The sequence below is a fragment of the Massilia sp. ST3 genome, assembly GCF_018119405.1.
GTDB lineage: Bacteria > Pseudomonadota > Gammaproteobacteria > Burkholderiales > Burkholderiaceae_D > Telluria.
In genome coordinates, this window is record NZ_JAGPWC010000091.1 from 1 (window position 1) to 15501 (window position 15501).

At 65.4% G+C, this 15501-nt stretch carries 16 protein-coding genes and 1 pseudogene; 13 read left to right on the top strand and 4 right to left on the bottom strand.

The annotated features are described in order from the left end of the window. Window positions 1-177: 177 nt before the first annotated feature. The gene (gene orn / locus KBW98_RS21525; RefSeq protein ID WP_211522220.1) at window positions 178-765 is read right to left on the bottom strand and encodes an oligoribonuclease; all 588 of its coding nucleotides are present in this window, start codon (window positions 763-765) and stop codon (window positions 178-180) included. Between the two features lie 62 nt (window positions 766-827). Here orn and KBW98_RS21530 point away from each other — a divergent pair, with 62 nt between their 5' ends. The 8 genes from KBW98_RS21530 (at window position 828) to KBW98_RS21565 (ending at window position 7007) form a co-directional block, all read left to right on the top strand. Next, window positions 828-2090: a M48 family metallopeptidase gene (locus tag KBW98_RS21530; protein WP_211522221.1), complete on the top strand. Its 1263-nt coding sequence runs from the start codon at window positions 828-830 to the stop codon at window positions 2088-2090. Further along, window positions 2087-2419, top strand: coding sequence for a 4a-hydroxytetrahydrobiopterin dehydratase (locus tag KBW98_RS21535; RefSeq protein ID WP_211522222.1), 333 nt, complete (start codon window positions 2087-2089; stop codon window positions 2417-2419). The genes KBW98_RS21530 and KBW98_RS21535 overlap by 4 nt, the downstream gene beginning before the upstream one ends. Further along, window positions 2416-3315 (top strand): ribosome small subunit-dependent GTPase A, encoded by a 900-nt coding sequence (gene rsgA, locus KBW98_RS21540; protein WP_211522223.1) that lies wholly within the window; start codon window positions 2416-2418, stop codon window positions 3313-3315. Before KBW98_RS21535 ends, rsgA begins: the two co-directional genes overlap by 4 nt. A 131-nt stretch (window positions 3316-3446) precedes the next feature. Further along, window positions 3447-4376: an ornithine carbamoyltransferase gene (argF, locus tag KBW98_RS21545; protein ID WP_211522224.1), complete on the top strand. Its 930-nt coding sequence runs from the start codon at window positions 3447-3449 to the stop codon at window positions 4374-4376. Then, entirely contained in the window at window positions 4373-4771 is a 399-nt protein-coding gene (locus KBW98_RS21550; protein WP_211522225.1) for a VOC family protein, read from the top strand. Before argF ends, KBW98_RS21550 begins: the two co-directional genes overlap by 4 nt. A gap of 137 nt (window positions 4772-4908) precedes the next feature. Continuing rightward, complete coding sequence (locus KBW98_RS21555) at window positions 4909-6141, top strand: argininosuccinate synthase (RefSeq protein WP_211522226.1); 1233 nt, start codon at window positions 4909-4911, stop codon at window positions 6139-6141. A gap of 78 nt (window positions 6142-6219) precedes the next feature. Continuing rightward, the gene (locus tag KBW98_RS21560) at window positions 6220-6558 is read left to right on the top strand and encodes a YkgJ family cysteine cluster protein (RefSeq protein WP_211522227.1); all 339 of its coding nucleotides are present in this window, start codon (window positions 6220-6222) and stop codon (window positions 6556-6558) included. 158 nt (window positions 6559-6716) lie between these two features. Continuing rightward, on the top strand, window positions 6717-7007 hold the full coding sequence (locus tag KBW98_RS21565) for a GIY-YIG nuclease family protein (protein ID WP_211522228.1): 291 nt from the start codon (window positions 6717-6719) through the stop codon (window positions 7005-7007). 6 nt (window positions 7008-7013) lie between these two features. On the opposite strand, the gene KBW98_RS21570 is transcribed toward KBW98_RS21565, so the two are convergent. Both KBW98_RS21570 and murB read right to left on the bottom strand, forming a co-directional pair. Then, window positions 7014-7724: an SDR family oxidoreductase gene (locus KBW98_RS21570; protein WP_211522229.1), complete on the bottom strand. Its 711-nt coding sequence runs from the start codon at window positions 7722-7724 to the stop codon at window positions 7014-7016. 10 nt (window positions 7725-7734) lie between these two features. Then, entirely contained in the window at window positions 7735-8763 is a 1029-nt protein-coding gene (gene murB / locus KBW98_RS21575; protein WP_211522230.1) for a UDP-N-acetylmuramate dehydrogenase, read from the bottom strand. A gap of 143 nt (window positions 8764-8906) precedes the next feature. Between murB and KBW98_RS21580 the strand changes: the two genes are divergently transcribed. The 4 genes from KBW98_RS21580 to KBW98_RS21595 all read left to right on the top strand — a co-directional run bounded on the left by KBW98_RS21580 (window position 8907) and on the right by KBW98_RS21595 (window position 13873). Next, window positions 8907-9392, top strand: coding sequence for a YajQ family cyclic di-GMP-binding protein (locus KBW98_RS21580; RefSeq protein WP_211522231.1), 486 nt, complete (start codon window positions 8907-8909; stop codon window positions 9390-9392). A 157-nt stretch (window positions 9393-9549) separates the two neighbouring features. Next, window positions 9550-10818, top strand: a complete 1269-nt coding sequence (locus KBW98_RS21585; RefSeq protein ID WP_211522232.1) for a nitronate monooxygenase — start codon at window positions 9550-9552, stop codon at window positions 10816-10818. A 236-nt stretch (window positions 10819-11054) separates the two neighbouring features. Further along, a complete protein-coding gene (locus KBW98_RS21590) occupies window positions 11055-11354 on the top strand; it encodes a hypothetical protein (RefSeq protein WP_211522233.1) in 300 nt (99 codons plus the stop codon). A 125-nt stretch (window positions 11355-11479) separates the two neighbouring features. Continuing rightward, window positions 11480-13873 carry a bifunctional diguanylate cyclase/phosphodiesterase gene (locus KBW98_RS21595; protein ID WP_211522234.1) on the top strand — a complete coding sequence of 798 codons (2394 nt, stop codon included), beginning with the start codon at window positions 11480-11482 and terminating at the stop codon, window positions 13871-13873. A 96-nt stretch (window positions 13874-13969) separates the two neighbouring features. On the opposite strand, the gene KBW98_RS21600 is transcribed toward KBW98_RS21595, so the two are convergent. Beyond that, on the bottom strand, window positions 13970-14908 hold the full coding sequence (locus KBW98_RS21600) for an exopolyphosphatase (RefSeq protein WP_211522235.1): 939 nt from the start codon (window positions 14906-14908) through the stop codon (window positions 13970-13972). A gap of 310 nt (window positions 14909-15218) precedes the next feature. Between KBW98_RS21600 and KBW98_RS21605 the strand changes: the two are divergent. Beyond that, a pseudogene (locus tag KBW98_RS21605) lies at window positions 15219-15501 on the top strand (sensor histidine kinase); the annotation flags it as partial.

A 15501-nucleotide genomic window follows, 5' to 3' on the forward strand; every position in this document is an offset into this window, starting at 1 on the left:
CCCCCAGCCCCCCCCCCCCCCCCCCCGGCCCCCCCCCCCGCGAACTTGGGTCCCCGCCTTCGCGGGGATGACGTGCATATGTGCGTAACCGAAGTGGCTGTTGCTGCCTACTTGCATCGCCTATTAACGTCATCCCCGCGCAGGCGGGGACCCAAGCTTGCCCGAACAGCCCAGGACTTAGAGCTTGATGAAATGCTCGCGGTAATACTTCAGCTCCTCGATCGACTCCGTAATGTCCGCCAGCGCCGTATGCTTCTGGTGCTTCTTGAACCCGGTGGCCAGCTCAGGCTTCCAGCGGCGGCACAGTTCCTTGAGGGTGGAGACGTCCAGGTTACGGTAGTGGAAGAAGGCTTCCAGCTTCGGCATGCCGCGCGCCATGAAGCGGCGGTCCTGGCAGATCGAGTTGCCGCACATCGGCGATTTATTCGCCGGGACGTACTGCTTGAGGAAGGCGATCAGGGCCTCTTCCGCCTGCGCCTCGTCCACGGTCGAGGCCTTGACGCGGTCGATCAGGCCCGACTTGCCGTGGGTGCCCTTGTTCCAGGCGTCCATCTTGTCCAGGGTCTCGTCGCTCTGGTGGATGGCGAACACCGGGCCTTCGGCGACCACGTTCAGCTGGGCGTCGGTGACGATCACGGCGATCTCGATGATGCGGTCGGTGTCCGGATCCAGGCCGGTCATTTCCATATCCACCCAGACGAGGTTGAATTCGTTCGGACGTTCCTGGGCAATGCCCGGCAATTGCGTTTCAGTGGCTTGTGACATAATTCTCGCTTATTCCTAAGGATTGTCTGATCAATCAATCCTGCATTTTCTCACAGGCACACATGTCTTCACTCGGGTTTTCGGTCTTGTTCGTCGTTTTTCTGCTGCTCACGCTCGGCCTGCGCTTTTGGCTAGCCACCAGGCAACTCCGCCATGTGCTGCGCCACCGCGCCAGCGTGCCCAGCGAGTTTGCCGCCAAAGTGCCCCTGCATGCGCACCAGAAGGCAGCCGACTACACCGTGGCGAAGACCAGTTTCGGCATCGTGGGCCTGCTCTTTGGCGCCGTCACCCTGGTGGGATTCACCCTGCTGGGCGGCCTGCAGTGGCTGTCGCTCTCCCTGCTGCCGCTGACGGGCCCCGGGCTGGTCCATCAAATGGCCCTGGTGGCCGCCTTCGCGATCGTGTCCGGCCTGCTCGACCTGCCCTTCGACTGGTACCGCCAGTTCGTGCTGGAAGAACGCTTCGGCTTCAACAAGATGAGCAAGGCCTTGTGGTGGTCCGACATGCTCAAGAGCGTGGTGGTCGGCGCCGCGATCGGCCTGCCGCTGCTGTGGGTGGTGCTGACCCTGATGCAAAAGAGCGGCGAGCTGTGGTGGTTCTACACCTGGCTGGTATGGAGCGGCTTCCAGCTGCTCATGATGGTGCTCTATCCGACCGTCATCGCGCCCCTGTTCAACAAGTTCACCCCGCTCACCGACGCCAGCCTCAAGGAACGCATCGAAGCCCTGATGGCGCGCACCGGCTTCGCCTCGAAGGGCCTGTTCGTCATGGACGGCAGCAAGCGCAGCGCCCACGGCAATGCCTACTTCTCCGGCTTCGGCGCCAACAAGCGCATCGTCTTCTTCGACACCCTGCTGGCGCGCCTCGACCCGCACGAGATCGAAGCTGTGCTGGCCCACGAACTGGGCCACTTCAAGCTGCGCCACATCGTCAAGCGCATCGTGGTGATGTTCGCGCTGTCGCTGGGCTTCCTGGCCCTGCTCGGCTACCTCAAGACGCAAGCCTGGTTCTACACGGGCCTGGGCGTGCTGCCCTTCATGAACGCCTCGAACGACGGCATGGCCCTGATCCTGTTCACGCTGGTGCTGCCGATCTTCACCTTCGTGCTGGCGCCGCTGAGCTCCCTCACCTCGCGCAAGCACGAATTCGAGGCCGACGCCTTCGCCGCCAGGCACACCGACTACCGCCACCTGGTCTCGGCCCTGGTCAAGATGTACGAGGACAATGCCTCGACCCTGACCCCGGATCCGCTGCACTCGGCCTTCTACGATTCGCATCCGCCGGCCTCGATCCGGGTGAAGCAGCTGACCATGGCGGCCGCATGAGCCTCCTGCACCGCCACTGCACCCACGGCGCCCCGGCGCTCGACGAAGCCTCCATCGCCGCCCTGCGCAGCAAGGTGCCGGACTGGCAGATCGACGGCGGGATGCTGCGCCGCGAATTCCGGTTCGCCGATTACCCCGCCACGATTGCTTTCGTCAACGCGGTCGCCGTCATGGCCGAACAGGAAAACCACCACCCCGAGCTGCTGGTGCGCTGGGGCCGCTGCGCCGTCGGCTGGACCACGCATTCGGCCGGCAACGCGCTGAGCATGAACGATGTGCTATGCGCGGCCAAGACCGACGCGCTGTTCGCGCAAGGGGCGGCGGCATGAGCGAACTGAGAGGCACCATCATCGCGGCCCATGGCCGCCACTACCTGGCCGATGCCGGCGGCGTGAAGCTGCAGTGCGTCACGCGCGGCAAGAAGACCAATGTGGCGGTGGGCGACGTCGTCCATTTGAAGAAGACCTCGGAAGACCAGGCCGTGATCGAGCGCATCGCCGACCGGACCACCCTGCTCTACCGCTCGGACCAGTACAAGTCGAAGCTGCTGGCGGCGAACATCTCGCGCCTGTTCATCGTGGTCGCCACCGAACCGAGCTTCGCCGACGACCTGGTCTCGCGCGCCCTGGTGGCCTGCGAGGCGGCCGGCATCGAGGCCCACCTGATCCTCAACAAGATCGACGTCGAGGACAACCTGCCGCGCGCGCGCGAACGCGTCGCCGTCTATGCGGCCCTCGGCTATCCGGTGCACGAGCTGTCCGCCAGGGCCCGTCCCGAGGAAGCGGTGGCCACCTTGATGCCGCTGCTCGATGGCCACTCCTCGATCTTCATCGGCCAGTCGGGCATGGGCAAGTCCTCGCTGATCAACCTCTTGGTGCCGGACGCCGATATCGCGGTGCGCGAGATCTCGGAAGCGCTGGACACCGGCAAGCACACCACGACCTTCACCCGCCTGTACTGGCTGGAAGGGTCGAGCGCGGGATCCTCGATCATCGATTCGCCCGGCTTCCAGGAATTCGGTCTTTATCACCTGACCGAGGGCATGCTGGAACGCGCCTTCGTCGAATTCACGCCCTACCTGGGCGGCTGCAAGTACTACAACTGCCGCCACCTGGCCGAGCCCCAGTGTGCCGTGCTCGACGCGGTGGCGGACGGCAAGATCGCCAAGATGCGCCACGAGCTCTACGCCCAGCTGCTGCACGAGTCCGCGCAAACCCTGTATTGATGAATTGAATGGCCGCGCAAGTGATATTTGCGCGGAAAATAATGACCTGCCCTTTCCGGTTTTCGGGGTGCTTTCCCTAACGGCAAGCAAAACCCTTATAATCGAAGGGATACCAGATAGCAGACCCCACTATGCCAGGCACCACTCCGATCAAGCACTTCCTGCAGTTCTCCGATTTCACGCGCGACGAATTCGAATACGTGATCCAGCGCGCGGCCGTCATCAAGCGCAAGTTCAAGGCCTACGAGGTGTACCACCCGCTGGTCGACCGCACCCTGGTGATGGTGTTCGAGAAGAGCTCGACCCGCACCCGCCTCTCGTTCGAAGCCGGCATGCACCAGCTGGGCGGCGCCGCGATCTACCTGAACACCCGCGACAGCCAGCTGGGCCGCGGCGAGCCGGTCGAAGACGCCGGCCAGGTCATGTCCCGCATGTGCGACATCATCATGGTGCGCACCTTTGGCCAGGACATCATCGAGCGTTTCGCCGCCAACTCGCGCGTGCCGGTGATTAACGGCCTGACCAACGAACACCACCCCTGCCAGGTGCTGGCCGACGTGTTCACCTACTACGAACACCGCGGTTCGATCGCCGGCAAGACCGTGGCCTGGATCGGCGACGCCAACAACATGCTGTATTCCTGGCTGCAGGCGGCCGAAGTCTTCGGCTTCCACCTGAACGTGGCCACGCCCAAGGGCTACGAGCTGGACCCGGCCCTGGTCTCGACCCAGCGCTACACCCTGTTCGACAACCCCTCGGACGCCTGCGAAGGCGCCCACCTGGTGAATACCGACGTCTGGACCAGCATGGGCTACGAGAAGGAAAACGCCGAGCGCCTGAAGGCCTTCGACGGCTTCATCGTGGACGGCGCCAAGATGGCGCGCGCCGCCCCGGACGCCCTGTTCATGCACTGCCTGCCGGCCCACCGCGGCGAGGAAGTCGCGGCCGAAGTCATCGACGGCCCGCAGTCGGTGGTCTGGGACGAGGCCGAGAACCGCCTGCACGTGCAGAAGGCCCTGATCGAATACCTGCTGCTGGGACGCATCGAGGACGGCGCATGATCGACCACACCGGCGTCATCGTAGGCGACTACGCCCGCAGCCGCGCCTTCTACACGCAGGCGCTGGCGCCGATCGGCTATGCCCTGCTGGCCGAGATCCCGGCCGCGGTCACGGGCAGCGTGGACGTCGCCGGCTTCGGCGAGCCGCCCAAGCCCGACTTCTGGATCACCGGCGCGACGGCCGACAAGCCGGTCAACCACCCGCCCATCCACGTGGCCTTCCGCGTGACGAACCGTGCACTGGTCGACGCCTTCCACCAGGCGGCCCTGGCCGCCGGCGGCCGCGACAATGGTGCGCCGGGACCGCGTCCGCATTATCATGCGAACTATTACGGCGCCTTCGTGCTGGATCCGGACGGCCACAACATCGAGGCCTGCTGCCACGAAGCTGTTTAAGCTGTACGATTAACCCTTTTACCCACCACAAGCCTATGTTTGATCGTTGGCCCGTCGCCTTGCTCCCCCGCCCGGCGGCACTCCCATGGGCCGGCTGACCATTTAGTCCCCTCCATCCTTCCATCACTGGACATTCCATGAGCGACATCAAAAAAGTAGTACTCGCCTACTCCGGCGGCCTCGACACTTCGGTCATCCTGAAGTGGCTGCAAGACCATTACAACTGCGAAATCGTCACCTTCACGGCCGACCTCGGCCAGGGCGAAGAACTGGAGCCGGCGCGCGCCAAGGCGATCAAGTTCGGCATCAAGCCGGAAAACATCTACATCGACGATGTGCGCGAGGAATTCGTGCGCGACTTCGTGTTCCCGATGTTCCGCGCCAACACCGTGTATGAAGGCGAATACCTGCTGGGCACCTCGATCGCCCGTCCGCTGATCGCCAAGCGCCTGATCGAGATCGCCAACGAGACCGGCGCCGACGCCGTCTCGCACGGCGCGACCGGCAAGGGCAACGACCAGGTGCGCTTCGAGCTGGGCGCCTACGCGCTCAAGCCGGACGTCAAGATCATCGCCCCGTGGCGCGAGTGGGACCTGCTGTCGCGCGAAAAGCTGCTGAAGTACGCGGAAGACGCCGGCATCGAGATCGACATGAAGCACAAGAACGGCGGCGCGCCCTACTCGATGGACGCCAACCTGCTGCACATCTCCTTCGAAGGCCGCCACCTGGAAAACCCGAGCGCGGAAGCCGAGGAATCGATGTGGCGCTGGACCGTGTCGCCGGAACAGGCGCCGAACGAAGCCGAGTACCTGGACATCGAATACGAACAGGGCGACATCGTCGCGCTGAACGGCAAGCGCCTGTCGCCGGCCGCCGTCCTGACCGAGCTGAACCGCCTGGGCGGCAAGCACGGCATCGGCCGCCTGGACCTGGTGGAAAACCGCTACGTCGGCATGAAGTCGCGCGGGTGCTACGAAACCCCGGGCGGCACCATCATGCTGCGCGCCCACCGCGCGATCGAGTCGATCACCCTGGACCGCGAAGTGGCACACCTGAAGGACGACCTGATGCCGCGCTACGCGTCCCTGATCTATAACGGCTACTGGTGGGCCCCGGAGCGCGTCGCGCTGCAGACCCTGATCGACCACACCCAGAAGACCGTGAACGGCTGGGTGCGCCTGAAGCTGTACAAGGGCAACGTGATCGTGGTGTCGCGCGACTCGAAGACCGATTCGCTGTTCGACATGAACATCGCGACCTTCGACGAGGACGGCGGCGCCTACAACCAGGCGGACGCGGGCGGCTTCATCAAGCTGAACGCCCTGCGCATGCGCATCGCCGCCAAGGCGCGCGCCAAGCGCGGGCAGTAATCCGGTTTTCCGGGATTGAGAGAAGCCGCCTTCAAGGCGGCTTTTTTTCGTCCCGCGGGCGCGGTAGAATCGGCGACCATGAGTGATCGCGAAGACAACATCTGCCTCGATTGCGGCGCCTGCTGCAAGTCGTTTCGTGTTTCCTTTTATTGGGCCGAGGCGCTCGAGCGCGGGCTGCCCGAAGGGTGGACGGAGCAGGTGACGCCGCATTTGTCGTGCATGAAGGGGACCAATGCGGCGGCGCCGTATTGCGCGGCGCTCGGTAAAGGGGATGCGGGGGCGATGGCGTGTGGGGTGTATGCGCACAGGCCGGGGGTGTGCAGGGAGGTGCAGGTGGGGGATGATAAGTGTTGTCGGGCGCGGGCCAAGCACGGGCTGGCGGCGATTGCTGGTATTGGGGTGTGCGAACAAACTTAGGTTCCCGCCTTCGCGGGAATGACGGAATTTAAGCTGGCGACTCCGTTCGTATCCGCCATCCCGCAACCTCCAAACCGTCATTCCCGCGAAGGCGGGAACCCAAGCTCGTTTGCGAGCCCGCAACGCAAACCGAAGCGGGCAACGCAACACTGTCCGCCATGGACAAATCCTCGTACGTCTACATCCTCGCCAGCCGCCCATACGGCACGCTATACATCGGCGTGACGTCCGATCTCGTGCGACGCATCTGGGAGCATCAAAACGGCGTAGTGAAAGGTTTTACCAAGGAATACGAGGTCAAACGCCTGGTTTGGTTCGAGTCCCACACGGATATCATGTCCGCCATCACCCGCGAAAAGCAACTCCAGCACTGGAACCGCGACTGGAAAATCAACCTCATCCAGTCCACCAACGCCACCTGGCGCGACCTCTACCCTACCCTAAGCTAGCTCGCTCTAACCCCGCAAATCATCCACCGGCCTGCCCCCGAATCCCCCCGCCAGCAGGTAATCCACCACATGCACCGCGCACGCCGCCGGCGCCAGGAGCACCCCGCTGTCCTTCATGTCCACGAAGCGCTGGCGCAGCGGGAATTTGTCGTCGGGCGTGGCCCGGATCTCGGCCTGCATGTCGGTATCGATCACCCCCGGCGCCAGGCTGCAGGCGCGTACCCGCGGGTCGCCGTCGAGGGCCACCGCGCGCGCATGCTGGTCGAGCGCCGCCTTGGTGGCGCAGTACACGCTCCAGCCGGGATAGGCGCTGCGCCCGGCCCCGCTCGAGATGTGCAGGATGCGCCGCTCGGCCTGGGGCGCGGCCTGCACGAAGGCGCCGGCCAGCGCCAGGGGCGCGGCCACGTTCAGGGTCACGGCGCGCAGGGCGGCCAGGGGGTCCTGGTCGGCCAGCGGGCCCACCGGCGTCACCATGCCGGCATTGTTCACCAGCAGCGCCTGGTCACAGCCGGCCAGGAAACTGCGCAGCGCATGGCCGCCGACCCAGGCCGCCAGGGCCGCGGCGTCGGACAGGTCGACCACGGCCTGTTCCATGCCCTCGCCGATCTCGGCACGCCCGCGCGCCACGCCCAGCACCGGGATGCCGCGCACCACCAGCTCCGCCGCCACCGCGGCGCCCAGGCCACGGGTGTGGCCGGTCACGATTGCCTTGATCATGCCCATCTCCCTAGATGAATACCGGCTCCGGTTCGAGCGCCACCCCGTAGCGCGCCTCGACGTCGGCCTGGATGGCGCGCGCCAGGCGCACCACCTCCTCGCCGCTCGCGCCGCCCAGGTTCACCAGCACCAGCGCCTGCTTCGGATACACGCCTGCCGCGCCCATGCTGCGGCCTTTCCAGCCGCACTGGTCGATCAGCCAGCCGGCGGCCAGCTTCTCGGTCCCGTCCGGCTGCAGGTGGTGCACCAGCTTCGGGAAGCGCGCCAGCAGCCGCGCGCAGTGTTCGCCGGACACCACCGGGTTCTTGAAGAAACTGCCCGCATTGCCGATCTCGGCCGGATCGGGCAGCTTGCGGCGCCGGATCGCCTCGACCAGGGCGCCCACCTGGGCCGGCGTCGGCGAGGCCAGGCCGGCGTCCTGCGCCGCCTGGGCCAGCTCGGCGTAGCGCAGGTTCGGGGCCCAGTCCTTAGGCAGCGCGAAGGTTACGTCCAGCACCACCAGCTCGCGTCCCTCGGCATGCTTGAAGAGGCTGTCGCGGTAGCCGAAGCGGCAGTCCCGGGCGTCCAGGGTGCGCACCGCCCCGCTGGCCATGTCGAACACGGTCAGGCTGTGGAACACATCCTTGGTTTCCGTGCCATACGCCCCCACATTCTGGATCGGCGCGGCGCCCACCGTGCCGGGAATGAGCGACAGGTTTTCCAGCCCGCCCAGGCCCTGCTCCAGCGTGTAGCGCACGAAGGCATGCCAGTTTTCGCCGGCCTGGGCCCGCACCAGCACCCGGCCGTCCTGTTCGCCGAGGATCTCGCGGCCCTGGCCCGTCATGTGCAGCACGATGCCGTCGAAGTCGCGCGTGAACAGCAGGTTGCTGCCGCCGCCCAGCACCAGGCGCGGCAACGCTACCAGTTCCGGGTCCTCGCGCAGCGCCGCCAGCTCCGCGGCGCCGGTGACCCGCAGGTAATGGCGGGCGCGGGCCGGGATGCGGAAGGTGTTGAGGGAGGCAAGCGGCTGGTCGTGGACGAGGGACAGGTCTGGATGCATGGCGTGGTCTGGGTTTTTCGTTCCATTATAGTGGGAAGGCCCCCTCGCGCCTTGCCGGTCTGGCAAAACAGGTCGCCGGTCCGCACGGTTGTCCGTTAAAATAGAGGGATTCATCTAAATGCAACATCAGAAAAGGAAGAACCATGCCATCGTTTGATGTCGTCTGCGAAGCAGACATGGTCGAAGTGAAGAACGCCGTCGAACAGTCGAACAAGGAAATCACCACCCGCTTCGACTTCAAGGGCAGCTCGGCCAAGGTCGAACAGAAGGAACGCGAACTGACCCTGTTCGCCGACGCCGATTTCCAGCTGGGCCAGGTCAAGGACGTCCTCATCAACAAGATGTCGAAACGCAAGGTCGACGTGCGCTTCCTGGACGAAGGCAAGGTCGAGAAGATCGGCGGCGACAAGGTCAAGCAGGTCATCAAGGTACGCAACGGCATCGAGACCGAGGACGCCAAGAAAATTACCAAGGTGATCAAGGAAAGCAAGATGAAGGTCCAGGCCAGCATCCAGGGCGAATCGGTGCGCATCACCGGCGCCAAGCGCGACGACCTGCAGGCCGCCATGGCCCTGCTGCGCAAGGATGTCCAGGAACTGCCGCTGGCGTTCAACAACTTCCGCGATTAAGCGCGCCTGAGGGCCGGCGCGCCGGCCCGCCACAGCCTGCCTGGGACGAAGCGTCCCGGGGACCGGAACCCGCTTGGGGTAGAATGAGGGCCGTGCGCACACGCCATTTTTGTCGCGCCCGGCCGTACCCGAAGAGACCAGTAGTCTAAGGATAGCAATGAAACGTGTTGATGATTTCCGCTTAAAGCTGGGCAACAAGGAATACGTGCCCATCATGATCGGCGGAATGGGCGTGGACATCTCGACGTCCGAACTGGCGCTGGAAGCCGCGCGCCTGGGCGGTATCGGCCATATTTCCGATGCCATGGTGCAAGACGTCTCGGACCGCAAGTTCGACACCACCTTCGTCAAGGACAAGACCAAGCTCTACAAGTTCAACATCAACAACATGAACAAGGCGGTGGTCCAGTTCGACCTCGACCGCCTGGCCGAAGCGACCCGCCTGCACGTCGGCGCCACCATGGAAGCGAAGAAAGGCGATGGCCTGGTCTTCGTGAACTGCATGGAAAAGCTGACCATGAACGCGCCCAAGGAAACCCTGCGCACGCGCCTGGCCTCGGCCCTGGACGCCGGCATCGACGGCATCACCATGTCGGCCGGCCTGCACCTGGGCTCCTTCGAGCTGATCAAGGACCATCCGCGCTTCCGCGACGCCAAACTGGGCATCATCGTGTCCTCGGTGCGCGCGCTGCAGCTGTTCCTGCGCAAGGTGTCGCGCCTGGACCGCCTGCCCGACTACGTCATCGTCGAAGGCCCGCTGGCCGGCGGCCACCTGGGCTTCGGCATCGATGACTGGAAGCAGTACGACCTGCACACCATCATGGACGAGATCCATGCCTTCATGCGCGCCGAGCAGCTGGACATCCCGCTGATCGCCGCCGGCGGCGTATTCACCGGCACCGATGCGGCCGGTTTCCTCGAAAAAGGCGCGGGCGGCGTGCAGGTGGCGACCCGCTTCACGGTCACCCACGAGTGCGGCCTGCCGGACAGCGTCAAGCAGGAATACTTCCGCGCCGGCGAGGACGACATCGAGGTCAACGGCCTGTCGCCGACCGGCTATCCGATGCGCATGCTGAAGAACACCCCGGCAATCGGCTCCGGCATCCGCCCTGGCTGCGAGTCCTACGGCTACCTGCTGGACGCCACCGGCAACTGCGCCTACATCAACTCGTACAACCGCGAGGTGCAGGCCAGCCCGGACACGAAGAACATCGTGGTCATGGACAAGACCTGCCTGTGCACCCACATGCGCAACTTCAACTGCTGGACCTGCGGGCACTATACTTACCGCCTGAAGGACACCACCCACCTGCTGGCGGATGGCAACTACCAGATCCTGTCGGCCGAGCATGTGTTCAAGGATTACCAGTTCAGCGTGAACAACGAGATCGCGCTGCCGGAGAAGCAGGAGATCGTGGCGGCGTAAGCCTTGTCCATCGCCTGTGAAGCCACGGTTCGCCGTGGCTTTTTTATTGCCGTTCACAAGGTAGGGTGGGCGGGTCCCCCGCCCACGCGGTGATAGTTGAAAGCAAGATCATCCCGCACGATAGCGGAGCCGGTAACGATCACCGCGTGGGCGGCAAAGCCGCCCACCCTACCGCAACGCCGAGACCTGCGATACTATCTGGACATCGTCCCTCACCCCCTTTAACGGAGATGACCATGTCCCCCACCATCGGCAACGCCCCGCTGCGCCCCGTCACGGCCGGTCTGCTGCGGGTCGTCCTCGCGACCGCCTGCCTGCTGCTCGTGCCCCTGGTCGCCATGCAGTTCACCCGCGAAGTCAACTGGACCGGCTCCGATTTCGTGGTCGCCGGCATCTTGCTGGGCGGCACCGGGTGCGCCTGGGTGCTACTGTCGCGCCTGGTGCGTGCGCCGCGCGAGCGCAAACTGCTGGGCCTGGTGTTGCTGGGCGCCCTGCTCGTGACCTGGGCAGAGCTCGCCGTCGGCATCTTCCACTAAGCCTCCCCACGGCGCCCGGCGCCAATCGCTTTTTCGTCAGCGCACGCCCATCAGGGTTGTTCGCGCCACGCGTACCGAAACGGGTGTAAGCTGGTTCTCAGCGAACCCTCTGTGCGAGGCAAGCAATGCCGACGACCGACGAACCAGAACAGGTCAGCTTTCTAACGGACGATACGGGCCGGATCACCGCCTGGAACCCCGCATGCGAAGCCTTGTTCGGCATCGGTACGGCCCAGGCCGTGGGACAGCCGCTCGACGCCCTGCTGGCGGACGGTCCCGCCTGGCCCGAACTCAGCGCGGCGGATTCCGCGCACGTCCACGTCCAGGTCCAGGCCGCGGGTGGCCAGCGGCACGAAGCCACGCTGTCGCTCTCAGCGCTGCATGGGAAGGAAGGCGAACGGCGCGCCTGGATCGTCACCGTCGTCCATCCTCGCCCCGACGAGTCCGAAAGCGCACGCGTCGGCCGCACGCCCCTGTCCCAGATTGTCGAGTTACTGCCCGGCACCTTCTACGTCATCAACCGCGCTGGCCGCTTCGTCCTGTGGAACCATAACCTCGAGCGCCTGAGCGAGATGATGCCGGACGAGGTCGCCGCCACGCACGCCCTCGACCTGTTCGACTTCCGCGACCGTCCGGCGGCCCTGGCGAACATCCGGCGCGTGTTCAAGGAAGGCGCCGAGGTCTCGATGGAGGCCGACTACGTGTCGCGCAGCGGGCGCGAGACGCCGATGCTGCTGGGCGGGGCCCCCATCGCCTGCAACGGCGACACCTACCTGTTCGGCATGGGCCTGGACATCTCGGCGCGCCGCGACCGGGAGCGCCGCATGCGCCTGTACGAGCGGGCCCTGCACGCGGCCAGCAACGGCATCGTGATCACCGGCTGCGTCGGCGACGAACACCCGATCGAGTACGTGAATCCCGCCTTCGAGCGCATCACCGGCTACTGCAGCGACGAAGTGATCGGGCGCGATTCGCGCTTCATGGCCGCGCCCGGCATGGACCCGGACGAGCGCGCCCAGGTGCGCCTCGCCCTGCGCGAGCTGCGGCCGATCAAGGTGGTGCTGCGCAACCAGCGCAAGAACGGCGAGCTGTTCTGGAATGACCTGAGCATCACCCCGGTGCACGACGAGCACGGCGAGGTCACCCATTTCGTCGGCGTCATCACCGACGTCACCGCGCTCAAGCAGCGCACCGCCAACCTCGAGCACGAGGTGAACCATGACGGCCTGACCGGCCTGGCCAACCGCAACCTGATGTGGGACCGCCTCGCCCACGCCGTGCACCTGGCGCAGCGCCACCAGACCATGGTGGCGACGGTGCTGGTGGACCTGGACAACTTCAAGACCATCAACGACACCTTCGGCCACGCGGCCGGCGACGTGGTGCTGAAGGTGGTGGCGCGGCGCCTGCAGTCGGCGGTGCGCGACAGCGACACGGTGGCGCGCCTGTCCGGCGACGAATTCGTGCTGGTGCTGGTCGACCAGCCTTCGCTGCGCTTCACCCTGCGCATGGTGGAACGCCTGCGCCGCGCGATGGTGATGCCGGTGGCCTTCGCCGGCAACGAGATCCCGGTCGGCGCCAGTCTGGGCGTGGCGGCCTTCCCGGGCGACGGCCACACGCCGGCCGAACTGGTGCGGGCGGCCGACATGGCGATGTACCGCGCCAAGAGCAACGGCGGCGGCGTGCACTTCTTCTCGGCCGAGATGCGTTCGGCCAGCCAGGCGCGCGCGGCGCTGGCCGACAGCATGCGCGACGTGCTGGCGCGCGACGAGCTGTTCCTGCTGTTCCAGCCGCGCATGGACGCCAAGAGCGGCAAGGTGCGCGGCTTCGAGGCCCTGCTGCGCTGGCGCCATCCCGAGCACGGGGTGATGCTGCCGGCGGCCTTCCTGGCCGAGGCCGAGGAAAGCGGGCGGATCGTCGAGATCGGCAACTGGGTGCTGGACCAGGCCTGCAATTTCCTGCGCCAGCTGCGCGACGCCGGCTACACCGGCCTGCCGGTGGCGGTGAATGTCTCGCACCGCGAATACAGCCGTCCCGGCTTCATACCGGGCATCGCGGCGCGCATGGAGGAATACGGCCTGCCGCCGGGCAGCCTGGAAATCGAGATCCCCGAGGCCGACCTGATCCGCAGCCCCGGCATCGGGCGCGACCTGGCGACCCAGCTGCGCGAAGTCGGCGCGGTGCTGTCGGTGGACGAATTCGGGCGCGGCATTTCGGACCTGTCCTTCCTGCAGCAGCTGTCGATACGCCAGGTGAAGCTGTCCAAGGCGGCGGTGCACGGCATCGCCGGCCAGGGACCGGGGCCGTCCCTGGCGAAGACCCTGATCGACATCGGGCACAACCTGGAGATGTCGGTGGTGGGCGAGGCGGTGGAAACCGAGGCGCAGGTGGAGTTCCTGCGGCAGCATGGCTGCGACCAGCTGCAGGGGCAGTGGTTCAGCGAGCCGCTGGCGGCGGAGGCGGCGCACAGGATGCTGGCCCAGGGTGCGCAGGAGGCGCAGGAGCAGCGGGCGCAATAGGTACGCTCTTTCATTCCACCACCCCCAAGACCGTCGTACGCGCCACCGGCGCCTACGACGGTTTTGGGGCTGACTCAGTGCGATGCTCCCTACTGCTCAACCCTCGTCAGTAATCCGCTTCACCAGCGCCCCCAGCACCTCCTCCGCCATTTCGTTCGACACCTGGCACGTCCCCGCATTCTCATGCCCGCCGCCGCCATACTCCAGCGTCAGCGCCCCGATATTGGTCCTCGAACTGCGGTTCAAGATCGACTTGCCCGTCGCGAACACGGTGTTCTGCTGCTTCAGGCCCCACAGCACGTGGATCGAGATGTTCGTCTCCGGGAACAACGCATAGATGATGAAGCGGTTGCCCGCATAGATCACCTTCTCCTCGCGCAGGTCGAGCACCACCAGGTTGCGGTGCACGCGCGCGCAGCGGCGGATCTGTTCCTTGCACAGCTCGCTATGCGCGAAGTACAGCGCGGTGCGCTCGCGCACGTCCGGCAGCGCCATGATCTCGTCGATGCCGTGGGTGGCGCAGTGGTCGATCAGCGCCATCATCAGCTGGTAGTTGGAAATGCGGAATTCATGGAAGCGCCCCAGGCTGGTGCGCGCATCCATCAGGAAGTTAAGCAGGTTCCAGCCCTGCGGATCGAGCACCTCTTCGCGCGAGAAACGCGCCGAGTCGCCCTTGTCGACCGCGGCCATCATGTCCTGCCACGCCGCCGGGAAGGTGGCGGCGCCGCCGTAGTGGTCGTAGACCACGCGCGCCGCTGAGGGCGCTTCCGGATGGATGATGTGGTTCTCGCGACGGCCCGTGTTGCGCAGGGTTTCCGACAAGTGGTGGTCGAAGGCCAGGTGGGCCGCCGGCACGTAGGGCAGGTTGGTCGTGATGTCGTGGCCGGTGATGGCGATCTTGCCGTCCTGCATGTCCTTGGGATGGACAAACAGGATGTCGTCGATCAGGTCGAGGTGCTTGAGCAGCACCGCGCACACCAGGCCGTCGAAGTCGCTGCGGGTGACAAGGCGGAATTTTCCAGGAACTGCGGACATCGGTACACCCTTTCATCTTCGGAGTGAGAACCCGGCGGCACGCTGGCGGCCAGGCTGACAATCTCCTACCTTGCTATGTTTCCAATCGACAGCTGTTGCGCCAAATCAAACAGCGCCGGGTAAGCGCAGACTATTCCCCGATTCCTGCAGACTGTCGCAGGGGGCTGGCAAGCGCGGCAGCCAAGGGTTAAAGTTGCATCATCCCAACAGTCGGATTGCGCGGGAAAGGATGTTTCCCGGCGCCGCGGGCACGGCAGGCGTTACACTCGCCGCTTTGGCTCGTGGTCTACTGACAGAAAACGATATCGACATGCAAGCACGCAGCACAACCCAGCATTATTTTTCGAGCATCCTGTCGTGGCTGTACCGCGCCTTCGACGCCGTGGCGACCTGGGTGACGCAGCTGTCGTGGTGGAAATTCTTCCTGTTCGCGATCCTGACCCTGACCGCTGGCGCCATCCTGCAGGAAGAATTGTTCAACGGCCCCGCCGAGGAAGAAATCGCCCGCGCCGAGCGCGACGCCGCGCGCCGCAGCGACGCCAGCATCCTGATCGACGAAAGCGGCATCCACTTCAACCCGCGCAAGAACCGCC